The sequence below is a fragment of the Pseudolactococcus laudensis genome (assembly GCF_013449735.1).
GTDB lineage: Bacteria > Bacillota > Bacilli > Lactobacillales > Streptococcaceae > Pseudolactococcus > Pseudolactococcus laudensis.
Genome location: NZ_JACBNY010000001.1, coordinates 1 through 12,154 on the forward strand (window position 1 = coordinate 1; position 12,154 = coordinate 12,154).

14 protein-coding genes are annotated in these 12,154 nt (G+C 37.0%); 11 read left to right on the top strand and 3 right to left on the bottom strand.

The annotated features are described in order from the left end of the window. Positions 1–378: 378 nt before the first annotated feature. The 7 genes from HZR21_RS00005 to HZR21_RS00035 all read left to right on the top strand — a co-directional run bounded on the left by HZR21_RS00005 (position 379) and on the right by HZR21_RS00035 (position 6,939). Complete coding sequence (locus HZR21_RS00005) at positions 379–912, top strand: RNA polymerase sigma factor (RefSeq protein ID WP_180745359.1); 534 nt, start codon at positions 379–381, stop codon at positions 910–912. Next, the gene (locus HZR21_RS00010; RefSeq protein ID WP_180745360.1) at positions 905–1,231 is read left to right on the top strand and encodes a hypothetical protein; all 327 of its coding nucleotides are present in this window, start codon (positions 905–907) and stop codon (positions 1,229–1,231) included. The genes HZR21_RS00005 and HZR21_RS00010 overlap by 8 nt, the downstream gene beginning before the upstream one ends. Before the next feature lie 76 nt (positions 1,232–1,307). Continuing rightward, the gene (locus HZR21_RS00015; RefSeq protein ID WP_180745361.1) at positions 1,308–1,481 is read left to right on the top strand and encodes a hypothetical protein; all 174 of its coding nucleotides are present in this window, start codon (positions 1,308–1,310) and stop codon (positions 1,479–1,481) included. Between the two features lie 9 nt (positions 1,482–1,490). Next, positions 1,491–2,366, top strand: coding sequence for a DUF5105 domain-containing protein (locus HZR21_RS11990; RefSeq protein WP_180745362.1), 876 nt, complete (start codon positions 1,491–1,493; stop codon positions 2,364–2,366). A gap of 156 nt (positions 2,367–2,522) precedes the next feature. After that, positions 2,523–5,054, top strand: a complete 2,532-nt coding sequence (locus HZR21_RS00025; protein WP_180745363.1) for a M1 family metallopeptidase — start codon at positions 2,523–2,525, stop codon at positions 5,052–5,054. Positions 5,055–5,250: 196 nt separating this feature from the next. Continuing rightward, entirely contained in the window at positions 5,251–6,117 is an 867-nt protein-coding gene (locus HZR21_RS00030; protein WP_180745364.1) for an ATP-binding cassette domain-containing protein, read from the top strand. Positions 6,118–6,177: 60 nt separating this feature from the next. Continuing rightward, entirely contained in the window at positions 6,178–6,939 is a 762-nt protein-coding gene (locus HZR21_RS00035) for an ABC-2 transporter permease family protein (protein ID WP_180745365.1), read from the top strand. Positions 6,940–6,990: 51 nt separating this feature from the next. Here the strand turns inward: HZR21_RS00035 and HZR21_RS00040 are convergent, their stop codons facing one another. From HZR21_RS00040 to HZR21_RS00050, 3 genes are all read right to left on the bottom strand, one after another. Continuing rightward, complete coding sequence (locus HZR21_RS00040) at positions 6,991–7,311, bottom strand: ATP-binding protein (protein ID WP_180745366.1); 321 nt, start codon at positions 7,309–7,311, stop codon at positions 6,991–6,993. Positions 7,312–7,460: 149 nt separating this feature from the next. Further along, positions 7,461–7,859, bottom strand: a complete 399-nt coding sequence (locus tag HZR21_RS00045; protein WP_180745368.1) for a histidine kinase dimerization/phospho-acceptor domain-containing protein — start codon at positions 7,857–7,859, stop codon at positions 7,461–7,463. A gap of 29 nt (positions 7,860–7,888) precedes the next feature. Beyond that, a complete protein-coding gene (locus HZR21_RS00050) occupies positions 7,889–8,572 on the bottom strand; it encodes a response regulator transcription factor (protein ID WP_180745370.1) in 684 nt (227 codons plus the stop codon). A 183-nt stretch (positions 8,573–8,755) separates the two neighbouring features. Between HZR21_RS00050 and HZR21_RS00055 the strand changes: the two genes are divergently transcribed. From HZR21_RS00055 to HZR21_RS11865, 4 genes are all read left to right on the top strand, one after another. Beyond that, positions 8,756–8,959 (top strand): hypothetical protein, encoded by a 204-nt coding sequence (locus tag HZR21_RS00055; RefSeq protein WP_003137958.1) that lies wholly within the window; start codon positions 8,756–8,758, stop codon positions 8,957–8,959. 42 nt (positions 8,960–9,001) lie between these two features. Continuing rightward, complete coding sequence (locus HZR21_RS00060; RefSeq protein WP_180745372.1) at positions 9,002–10,462, top strand: flotillin family protein; 1,461 nt, start codon at positions 9,002–9,004, stop codon at positions 10,460–10,462. A gap of 219 nt (positions 10,463–10,681) precedes the next feature. Then, complete coding sequence (locus HZR21_RS00065; protein WP_180745374.1) at positions 10,682–11,878, top strand: Fic family protein; 1,197 nt, start codon at positions 10,682–10,684, stop codon at positions 11,876–11,878. Between the two features lie 98 nt (positions 11,879–11,976). Then, positions 11,977–12,102: a hypothetical protein gene (locus HZR21_RS11865; RefSeq protein WP_259276379.1), complete on the top strand. Its 126-nt coding sequence runs from the start codon at positions 11,977–11,979 to the stop codon at positions 12,100–12,102. The last annotated feature ends 52 nt before the right edge of the window (positions 12,103–12,154 follow it).

Sequence of the window (12,154 nt, forward strand, 5' to 3'; positions counted from 1 at the left end):
CTTTAGGAACTTCAAGAAACGCATTCTCCTCATGAACAAAACCTTAACTAATTAAAAAAACAAGCAACTCAACAGTTACTTGCTTTATAGTGGAAAACTATTTTCCCACACGATTTGACAAAGAGCCTACTTTTTTTTTGTTTGTTTTCATTTGGCGGGAAGTGAGTTTTTAGATAACAGACCTGGAATACTAATGTAGTGCTATTGACAACTAAGGACATGATAATATATCAATATGTTTAATATTGTAATAATTTGTTTATAATGTTAAAATAATCAGTGTAACGTTAGTTATTTGAATTAAAATGTATATTTATTATAATACAAATGATATGTAACCTTTTTGGGGAGTAAAAGGTGTTATATACAAGGAGTGAAATGGGAAAATCAGGGTTTTCAGCACTCGAGCTAGATGATTTAGTCGAATTTTATGCTGATATGGTTTATAAGATTGCTTTTGTTCGAATGAAAAACAAAAGTGATGCTGAGGATATTTTTCAAGAAGTTTTTCTAAAACTGGTTCGCAATAAAGAGAAGATTAAAAATGAGGTTCACTTGAAGGCTTGGTTAATTCGAGTCACGATTAATTGTTGTAAAAATCAATTTAATTTAGCTTGGCGGAAAAAGCGGACTGATTTAAGCGATTACCAATTTGAGTATTTACTAGCGGATGTTCAGACTGCTAAGGATTTTCGTATTGACAATGAAATCAATGATAAGTTGATGTCATCAATTTCAAAATTAACAGATGATCAACGTATGATTTTGCATCTCTTTTATTTTGAGGAGTATTCAGTTAGAGAAATTGGGCAATTAATTGAGTTGACTGAATCAGCTGTTAAAACGAGACTATCACGTGCACGAGTTGCCTTGAAGAAAAAAATGGAAGGAGGGGTGATAACTGTTGAATGATAACTATAAATTTGATGACTCGTTTGATGAGTTGCTTAAAGAAAAATATGTTGATGCGATGAGTCAAATTAAGGCACCAAATGAGTTGGTAGATAAGACTAAATTAGCTATAAGAGCGGAATTGGCTACGGAGACCAGGTCAGGTTTTTTTGATAAAAGGATAAAAATGAAATTCTTTTATGGCAGGCTGTTTTTAGTGGCATTGCTTATACTCTTTATTGGTAGCGGATTCGTGTATTATCATCAGAGGGATCAGATTCATATTATGGCGGTGAGTCAAAATCAAGTTTCGATGAATAAAAGTTTTTGGGAAGTTTGATACCTCTCATCGAAACCAGAAAAATAAGCCAATTGAAGTGAAGGAGGGCGATGACTCAACAATTATTCCTGAGTTTATGGCACAAGTTGTACCTAGTAAAATAAAGGGGCAAGTCATTCAGTTAGCACAAGAAGGAGAGTGCTATTATGCGGCTTTTTCAAGGGGGAAACGTTATTATTTTCTGACAGGAAAAGATGTTTCTAAAGACGCTTTTATTAATTACCTTAAAAATAAACTAAAAAACCTGTAACTTTTTGATGTGGTAAAAGGTATTAATGATGTAGAAAATAATGAAAAGGGAAAAAGAAGATTATTTGCAGGACTTTTACTATCTACCTTGTTTTTAGTTGGCTGTCAAAAGTCGGAAGACAAAACTGCACCGCCAAAAGGTAAGTCTGTCAACGTAGAGCAATTGGCGACTCGTGTACGTGGAAAATATGAGGATGACAGTAAGGCTGATTATTCAGGAGAAAAGTTAACTGTTAAACGCGATGAAAATCTAAAGCTTGATATTGGTTTTGATCCTAAGGATAAGGGGATGAAAGATTTTACAGAAGTTGTTGAAATTTTTCAAGACCCGGATTTAACTCAATCGTTCAGTACCCAGTTTGTGCTTAATGATGCTCATACGGAAATTCAAGTTAAACCTTGGAAGTCTCCTGTGGCTGCGATTAGTACACTTGATTTAAAACAAGATGTTGATGGTAATGAAGCAGGTGCCCTTCATCTTTTTGATAAAGGAGAAGGAAAGGATTGGGGGAATCTACCACAACTTTATATGGCAGTTAAACGTTCATCTTATAAACTGACAACTGTAGGTTTTTATGATAATAAAGCGTTAGTTAATGTTAAGCTGGATGCTTTATCTAGAGAAAATATTAGTCGTCTTATCGGTGATTATGAGAGTGCCTATCTTGATGCGACAGATGATTATGATTACAAAAAAGCAGAAGAAGATACCTATAATAAATATAGAGAAATTCTTGATAAATCAGACTTAGTAGAATCAAGTGATAAACTCAATATCATGATGAGCAAAAAAGATGGTAAATGGGATATCAAAATGAAAAATGTTGATGATTCTCAAAATGAGTATCTTCTCCAAAGCTATGTCGGAGACGTGATGGATTATTAAGCTTTAAGAAACGCTCTTTAGAGTTTGAACTCTAGAGCGTTTTCTTTAGCTTGTTAGTTGTTGTCTAAAAAAAGTATGGGACTAATCTCAAATTTTTACAAGAGCAGTCTTTTTTGATATAATGATACAGAATAATGAATGATAGCGGAGATGAACATGAGCGAATTTAAGCATTTATACGATGATTTTAAACCAGAAAATTATAAAATTTTCCTGGATGTTAACCGAGAAACAAAACGGTTCGAAGGTCAAGTAACTGTAACTGGTGAGAGTCTGACGACTGATATTGCATTTCACCAAAAAGATTTAGAGATTACATCAGTTACCGTCAATGGTCAAGCAGTCGATTTCAGCTTGGATGAAGCATCTGAAACAGTAGCTTTTAAAGTCCCAGCAACTGGTGAAACGACAGTTGACTTCACTTACTCTGCAGCTTTAACAGATAACATGACAGGTATTTACCCGTCATATTACGATGCTGACGGTGAGAAAAAACAATTAGTCGGTACGCAGTTTGAGACGCACTTTGCCCGCCAAGCCTTTCCATCTATTGATGAGCCAGCGGCTAAAGCAACCTTTGATTTGTCAGTGAAATTTGACGAAAAAGACGGCGAAGAAATCGTTTCAAATATGCCAGAAATTTCAAATGAGAATGGTGTGCATACCTTTGACACAACAGTTAAGATGTCATCTTACCTTTTGGCTTTTGTTTTTGGTGATATGCAGTCAAAACTTGGCAAAACAAAAAATGGCACACAAGTTGGTGTCTTTGCAACCAAAGCGCATAAAGCACAAGCGCTTGATTTTCCTTTAGATATCGCCATTCGTGTCATCGAATTTTACGAAGATTACTTCAAAGTCGCATATCCATTGCCACATTCATGGCATATCGGTCTGCCTGACTTTTCAGCAGGCGCGATGGAAAACTGGGGTGCAATCACTTATCGTGAAGTCGCCTTGCTTGCTGATCCAGATAACTCGACACTTGCTAGCCGCCAATACGTGGCACTTGTCATCGCGCATGAACTTGCACACCAATGGTTTGGTGACCTAGTTACTATGGAGTGGTGGGATGACCTCTGGTTGAACGAATCATTCGCTAACATGATGGAATACGTTGCCATTGATGCAATCGAGCCTGACTGGCACATCTGGGAGCAGTTCTCAGTATCCGAAGCTCCTATGGCACTTAATCGTGATGCCATCGATGGTGTCCAATCAGTCCATGTTGCAGTTAACCACCCTGACGAAATCAACACGCTCTTTGACGGCGCTATCGTCTATGCCAAAGGCGCTCGTCTTATGGTCATGCTCCGCAAATGGCTCGGCGACACTGACTTTTCAGCAGGCCTTCATGCGTATTTTGACGTGCATCAGTATGGCAATACTGTTGGTCGCGATTTGTGGGATGCCTTGTCAGCAGCGTCAGGTCGTGATGTCTCAGCCTTTATGACATCGTGGATCGAGCAGCCTGGTTATCCTGTATTGAGCGTGTCTGTAGAAAACGATGAACTCGTTTTACGCCAACAACAATTCTTTACAGGTGAGGGCGTAGACCAAGGTCGTCTATGGCAAATCCCACTTAACACGAATTGGACTGGTCTGCCTGATGTCTTGTCAGAAGCAGAAGTTAGAATTCCAGGATTTGCGGCTTTATCAGCTGAAAATGGCGACAAACCACTTCTCTTTAATGCGCAAAATGCCGCACACTATTTGGTCAAATACGATGCAGCATTGACTGAAAAAGTAACTGCAGCAGTCCCAACTTTTGATACGATTACAAAAGTTCAACTCATCCAATCTGCCTTGAAATTGGCAGAAGGTGGCTTGTCTGACTACGCTGACTTGGTCAACTTGCTTGCGACATTTGATAATGAACCGTCAAATGTTGTCAACTTGGCCATGTCACAAGCGCTTAATGCTCTGAAAATTTTCATCGACGAATCAACTGATTCAGAAGTCAACTTTAAGAAATTTGTTGCACGTTTGTTTGACAAACAATACAACCGTTTAGGTTGGACTAAAGTTGCCGGGGAATCATTTAATGATGAGCAATTACGTGCCTTACCAATTTCATGGGAAGTCTACGCTGAAAACGCGGATGCTGTCGCACAATCATCAGAGGTATTTAGCCAACATGCTACTGATATTCACAGTATTCCAGCTGATATCAGACAAGTTGTCCTGAAAAATGAAATCGTTGAAAACGAAACAGACGAATTAGTTCAAAAGTACTTTGATGCTTATGCTAAAACGACTGACCAAACCTTCCAACGTGAGTTGAATGTTGCCGTGTCTAGCACGAAGAAAATGACGACAGTTGAAACGATCATCTCACAATATCGCAACACTGATTTGGTAAAACCACAAGACTTACGTTTCTGGTTCTCATCACTTGTCAGCCGTGACTTTTCTCAAGCTGCTGCCTTTGAATGGTTGGTTGAGAATTGGGATTGGGTGCAAGAAAAGCTAGGCGGAGATATGGCGTCTGGTGACTTTATCAAAGTCATTGGCAATAGCTTTGACACAGAAGCAAAACTGCAAGCCTTTATCGACTTCACAGAACCATTCAAAAATGAACCAGCCTTTAAACGAATTATCGAAATGGCTAAGACACAAATTGCTGCTAAAATCGCCTTGTTAGCCGATCAAAAAGCAAAAGTTGTGGCTTTGTTTGAAACGATTTAAGAGTTAAAAGATAAATGAAAAGAGCGCTCAGATTGAGTCGCTTTTTTTTGCATCAAATTATAGATTGAGATTTAAGAAAGATTTAATAGTTACTTAAGAGACAGCTTGATATTTGCATGATATGATAATAGTATCAACATGATACTGACAGCGGTACGACGCAGTCGGAAACTTCTGCAGAAAAAGGAGAGCGGATATGACAGATACAATTTTGTCTTTAAAAAATGTCACTAAAAAATTCGGGCGTCAGTTGGCGCTTGATAATGTCTCACTTGATGTTAAAAAAGGAGATATCTATGGTTTAATTGGTCGAAATGGCTCGGGTAAGACAACAATTATGAAAGTGATTGCTGATTTATCCAATGAGACATATGGTCAAATCACACTTTTGGGTCATGCAAAAGAATCTAGTAAATATAATCAGGGATTAAATCGAATTGGCTCTGCGATTGAGTCACCTGCAGCCTTTAATGCTTTGAATGCTTATCAAAATATGAAAATTATTTGTTTGCAGCGAGGTATTCACGACTTTTCAGTGATTGATGAGACTTTAAAATTTGTGAATCTTGCAGATACAGGTAAGAAAAAGTTTAAGCAGTTTTCTCTTGGTATGAAACAGCGTTTGGGTATCGCTATGGCGCTTGTTAATCAACCAGATTTTCTGATTTTAGATGAACCGATCAATGGTCTAGATCCAATTGCAATCGTGGAATTGCGTGAGTTGCTTGTGAAAATTAATCAGGAGAGAGAGACAACGATTTTTATTTCAAGTCATATCTTGACAGAATTGTATCAAGTATCGACGCGTTTTGGTTTCATTCATAAAGGTAAGATGATTCAGGAAATCACTAAAGATGAGTTTGATGCCATTGTGACAGAAGGAATTGTTGTTAAGGTAGAAGATGCTGCTAAAGCAGCTGTTGTTTTATCTGAAAATGTGACAGATGATTTTGAAGTGCTAAGTCAGCACGAAATTAAAATTTCTAGCACATCTTTGAGCGTTGCAGAGATTAATAAATTACTAGTGGTATATGATATTTATGTTGAGGGAATAGATAAATAAGACTATATCCTGGAAGACTATTACACAAATTTAGTGAAAACAGTAGGGGAGGAATAAGTGATGGTACGTTTAATGAAAGCAGATTTTTATCGTTTAAGTCAGACAACTGGGATTCGCATTACATTATTGGTAGTGGCTGCACTTGGAGTGTTGAGTGTCTTTTTTGAAACTGCTATAACTTCAGGCGTCAATGTAGATAATGACCTTTTCAAAGAAACGGTCTGGGACTTGCCGCATTTGATGCAAAACACTGTTGCCTCAAGTTCCATTTTGAATTATTGTTTTATCAGTGTTTTTGTTATACTAATTGGTTTTGAGTTTTCTTTGAAGACCTATAAAAATAGTTTGACATCAGGAACCAGTAGATTGTCGTTCGTTTTTGCTAAGTATGTGACTGAATTAGTTGTCTTGATTTTATCGACTTTTCTATTTTTTATCATCGTTCTTGTCTCTGGCATCTTTAAATATGGTACAGCAGGTGTAGATTTATTTTCGATTTTTTCTGAAATGCTACTGTCGTCTGTCGTAATGGGCTTAATGGTCAGTGTATTGTTTAGTCTAGCAACGTTAATTTTGATTTTAACTCAGAGTTCAATCATGGCAGCGGTGTTTATTGTGATCTATCCTTTGATTGTTCAGATTGCACAGCTTATAACAAAATCGGATGTCATCAAATATTTTGATCTTGCGGGTTTCACTCAAAAGGTCGGATTGAATTTAGTCTCAATGAATGAAAGTCTCCCCTATCTTTTTGTAGGTGTCGCTATTATATTGTTGTCACTAGTTGGCAGTTCTGTTGTTATTAAACATAAAGAGCTGTAAGGTTTACTTGTTGACAAAAAATCTCGCGAGATTTTATACTCACGAGATTTTTTATTGGTTTAATCGGATTAAAAGGTCAATTTTAAAGTCGGTATCTGTTATTTCAATGTTAGGCGTGATATGAATCATGTGACAGAGCTCTTGTATAATATTAAGTCCGAGTCCAGTGCTTTTATTTGTACGAGATGGCTCATTGGTTTTGAAACGTTCTAATAAAAGTTGCGGGTTGTCAATTTTAGCTTGTAATCCATTGGAAAAACTAAGTTTCAACCATTTTTCATCAGAAGTGGTCATGGTAACTTGGAGGTAGTCCTTGCCGTGGTTGAGGACGTTGCCAAGAATATTTTGAAAAATTCGTTGTAAGATAACCACATCAACAATGGTATATTGTTGATCGAGCAGTGAAAAACTAGGTGAAATTTGACGTTCCTCAAAGCCTTCATAATAAAGGAAAAGACTTTCACGTAAGCTTTCAGATATATCTATTATTTCTAAGTTAAGGGAGATATTCTTTTCTTGAATTAAATTATACTCATGAGATAGTCAAGGTAGTGTTTGATACTGGTCAAACTATTATCGATTTTAGAGACGATTTCTTGATTTTCAGTAGGCACCGTTTTTTCAAGTAGTTGTGTGTAGCCAGATGCAACGGTGAGAGGTGTTTTTAGATCATGGGTTAAATTGGTTAAGATTTCGTGCAGTAATTTATCTTTTTTGACTTGCTCCCGATGAAAGGTTTTATTCTTACGAATCAGGCGATTGTTTTGATTCAATAAATTTTTTATCCAAGGATTTTTGGTTGTCGAAGTTATCTCGGCGTTTGTTTCTTTTTCAGCAATAAAAGTCACTTGGCGCGTGATTTGCTGTAAATCAAATAGGACAAGTGCTAAATAAACGCTTAAGATAATTGTAGTAAGCAAAAAGAGGAGTAACAAAATAAGCATCATCATTAACTCTTTTCTTTTGCTAAACGGATACCCATACCCCAAACTGTTTCAATGTAGTCGGTTTCTGGATCAGCTGCTTTTAACTTTTTACGGAGATTGCTCAGATGGACATTTAAGGTATTTTCACCGCCTAGATAATTTTCTTGCCAGACGCGTTCATAAAGATTTTCCTTTGTGAAGATTTTATTTGGATGATTAATGAGTAAGGCCATGATTTGATATTCTTTTTGGGCAACGGTGAGCTTAGCGTCTCCAATTCTTAGCTCTAAATTTTCAGGATTTAGAGACAAGTTTTTATAGGCGAAAGTTTTGTCTGGTAGCATTTCATGGTTTATCTTACGAAGTTGTACATCAATTCTTGCTTGTAATTCATCAAGGTTAAAAGGTTTTGTGAGATAGTCATCGGCACCCAATTTTAGCAATTCAACGATTTTCGCCTTATCATCAATCGCTGTCGTGATGATAATAGGTGTTTGACTCGTTTTACGAATTGTTGTTAGGACACTTTCGCCAGTTACACCAGGTAGCATCAGATCAAGTAAAATCAAATCAAATTGCGCTTGATTGACTTGTAGCAGAGCCTCTGTTCCTGTATTAACGATAGTGAGTTTATGATTATCCTTTAATAATAGTTCTAGTAGCTGGCAGATATTGCCGTCATCTTCAACAATCAATAGCTTGCTCAATATAGTCTCCTTGTTAAGTTTTAAATTAAAGCTGTTACTTCATATTATACCAAATTACAATAAAAATCTAAAATAGTCCCAATAATCCTTTAAAATGTCGTCTTTGAATTATTGAGAATGTTATGGAAAAATGATAAAATAAGGCATGGCATTTATGTCAAATAATTAGAAGGAGATCATGTTTTGGATCTTCAAGATTTCGTATTGTTAAATGAGTCAGGTCGGGTTATTGATGTATTTGGTCAAACTGCCAAAGTCCAAGTTAGCACTCTAGAAGGCATCTTTACTATCAATGGAAAATGCCGTGATGAGGAGTTGCGCGTCGGTGATTTTGTTAAAGTTGGTCTATTGATTGCAAATAATACCTATTCTGTTGAAAAAATTTAACAAACTCTTGAGTACTAGAACGTTGTTACAGAGGAGTTTTTTATGGAAAATCAGTTATTTTTACTTTCGGAAGGGTTTGTCTTGACAGGCGGGATGATTATTGCGATCGCAATTGCAACCGTTGTTTTACTGTTACTGATTATTTTCTTAGCCCAATACAAACGTGTTGCGCCTAACGAAATCATGGTCATCTCAGGTGGTGGTATTCAGCCGGACCCAGTAACAGGATCAAAAACAAAAATTGTAAGTGGTGGTGGGACTTTCGTCATACCTGTCCTTCAAGAGTATACGTACATTTCTCAAAAACCATTTACAGTGGCAAGTACCGTTACAAAGGTGCCAACAGTCAACCAAGTCCCAATCAATGTTAAAACTCTTGCAACAATCCGCATTGGTCAGTCTGATGCGATGCGTAGAACTGCGGCACAACGTATTTTAGGCACTGATTTGGATGCCTTGGTGATTGACCTATCTGATGTGTTGGGCAACCAAGTACGTTCGATCATTGGTCAATTAACGCCTGAGGAGGCAAATACTGACCGAACTAAGTTCCAAGAAAACGTTGTGAATTTGGTTGAACCATTACTCGCAGAGTTTGGTCTTGAACTGATTACTTTGTCGGTTGAGAGTGTTTCGGATGATTCGGGCTATTACAATAACTTGGCCATCATTGAAATTAAAAACAATGAGAGCCGTTCACGTATTCAAAAAGCAGAAGCTGATAAAAATGCACGAAGTAAGGAAGCTGAATCTCAACAAATCGCGATTAAGGCTGAGAAAGAATCTGAGCAAAAGATTGCAGAAGTTGAGAAAGATACGCAAATTAAAACAGCTCAGTATGATCGTGAAAAACAAATCGCAATCATCGAAGCACAACGCGAACAAGAACTTCAAAATATTGAAGCTAGACGGCAACAAGAATTGGCGAAAGCTGATGCTGATAAGCTAGTCGCTGAGCGCAATGTTGAAACCGCTAAAGTCGAGCAAGCGCAGAAAAAAGTCGAAGCTGAAACAGTTGCGCAAGTGAAGCTGATTGCTGAACAAAAAGAAGCTGATGCCAAAGCCTATGCAGTGACAGCTGAGGCGCAAGCGGAAGCTGAACGTATTCGTAAGAGTGGTGAAGCCGAAGCTGAAAGTATTCGTCAAATTGGTCTAGCAAAAGCAGAAAGCCAAGAAAAATTAGCCAAGGCTTTTGAGTCTAATGGTCAAATGATCATCATGCAAGAACTTGTCAAAGTCTTGCCAGATATTGCAGCGAAACTTGCAGAACCTTTGTCACAAATTCAAAATATGACAGTTTATGACGGCGTTGAAAGCATCTCAGGCGCCTCTGCTAGCCAATTACCAGGATTATTTGATTTTATCAAATCATCAACAGGTATGGATTTGGCTAACATGATGGAACAGCGTGCTGCAGGGACATTGACAGTGCAAGAAACTGGTAAACTAGCTAAAGTCGCAGAACATATCAATAGCGTTTCTGATGAACAAACAGACGAGTGATGTTAAATACTATTAAACAAACGAGGTAGTCGCTTTGTTTGAAACGATTAATTTAAGGTCAATAAAAAAGAGTACTGTGTAAGCCTCTCAGATTGAAGACGAAAGCACAATTCCTAAGCGAATTGTGCTTTTGTCTTCACTTAATTTCCTCTAAAATTGACTTAAAGGAAAATAAGTGAGATAATTACCTAAATAATAGAATGAAAGGAAATTTGGTCGATGAACGAACAATGGCACCCAATAACATATGAAATAGTACCTTGGCAAAGTAAATTAGATTTCACATACATTTCAAAACGGCAGAAATCTAAAATAAAAGCTGAGTATTTAGCTGCAATTCCTCTCAAAATTGAAGGGATTGAGATTGATCTAACAAAAGAAATACAACTTTTATTGGATGAAGTATTGGTCGCCATCACAAGATTTGATGCTATTCAACAGGAGAAGAAGTATTCTTTTCCTGCGCTATTGTTGAGAAGTGAATCCGCTGCGAGTTCACAAATCGAAAATTTGACGTCTAGTGTTAGAAATATTGCGTTGGCAGAATTGAATGTCAAAGCCCCACATAATGCTAAATTAATTTTTGGCAACGTTAAAGCCATGCGTGAGGGTATTAAATCGGATTCAGACATTGATAAAGATGTCATCAAAGAAATTCATAAAACTTTGATAGAACCATCGGGAGAAGATTTTGGTGGACATTTTCGTGATGAACAAGTTTGGATTGGTGGGAATTCTTATAGTCCACATGATGCTTTGTTTGTGCCACCAGTTGCCGATCGACTAGATGAGTATTTGGATGACATCATTTCTTTTTCTAAACGTGAAGACATTAATCCAATTGTCAAAACGGCACTATTTCATGCGCAATTTGAAACGATTCATCCTTTTGTGGATGGCAATGGGCGTACCGGTCGAACACTTATCCATCGAATGTTAAAAGCAGAACAAATTCTTTTATCTGTAACATTACCAGTATCAAGTGGTTTGCTGGCCAATATTGATAGCTATATGTCAGCGATAAAGGAATATCAAAATGGTGATCCGTTGCCTATCATCGTTCAAATCTCAGAGGCCTTAAAGTTAGCAGTTAATATTGGCACTAAGATTAGCCAAAAAATAGATAAAACGTTAGATAGATGGCTGACCAGGATTGATCAAAGACGAAATAAAAATCTTGTTAATCTGCTGTATCTATTAGTTGAAAACCCAGTTGTTAATTCTCAACTAGCATCTGAAAAAATGGGTATCAGTATACGTACAGCGAATAATTTGTTAAATAAAGCAAAAGAAAACCAGATTATTAGACAAGTTGGTACAGAAAGACGAGGTATATACTATCAATCTGATGAAATCATATCTATTTTTGATGAAATCAGTGACACAAAAGGTTTGTATCGTCTTTTTTCAACATGATTTAGCTTTAAAGTAGTTGTAGTAAATTGATTTTTAGTTGTTGATCAGGCCAATTACCAGGATTATTTGATTTTATCAAATAATCAACAGGTATGGATTTGGCTAACATGATGGAACAGCGTGCTGCAGGGACATTGACAGTGCAAGAAACTGGTAAACTAGCTAAAGTCGCAGAACATGTCAATAGCGTTTCTGATGAACAAACAGACGACTTATCAGAGTGACTGTCGGTACTTTAGCAAGTTGAACTAGTTCACCAAGACATATCAAACAAAC

Excerpts from the sequence above, each read along its gene's own strand:
- HZR21_RS00025 (WP_180745363.1), top strand. The coding sequence starts at position 2,523 with ATGAGCGAATTTAAGCATTTATACGATGATTTTAAACCAGAAAATTAT.
- HZR21_RS00005 (WP_180745359.1), top strand. The coding sequence starts at position 379 with ATGGGAAAATCAGGGTTTTCAGCACTCGAGCTAGATGATTTAGTCGAA.
- HZR21_RS00065 (WP_180745374.1), top strand. The coding sequence starts at position 10,682 with ATGAACGAACAATGGCACCCAATAACATATGAAATAGTACCTTGGCAA.
- HZR21_RS00030 (WP_180745364.1), top strand. The coding sequence starts at position 5,251 with ATGACAGATACAATTTTGTCTTTAAAAAATGTCACTAAAAAATTCGGG.
- HZR21_RS00015 (WP_180745361.1), top strand. The coding sequence starts at position 1,308 with ATGGCACAAGTTGTACCTAGTAAAATAAAGGGGCAAGTCATTCAGTTA.
- HZR21_RS00060 (WP_180745372.1), top strand. The coding sequence starts at position 9,002 with ATGGAAAATCAGTTATTTTTACTTTCGGAAGGGTTTGTCTTGACAGGC.
- HZR21_RS00035 (WP_180745365.1), top strand. The coding sequence starts at position 6,178 with ATGGTACGTTTAATGAAAGCAGATTTTTATCGTTTAAGTCAGACAACT.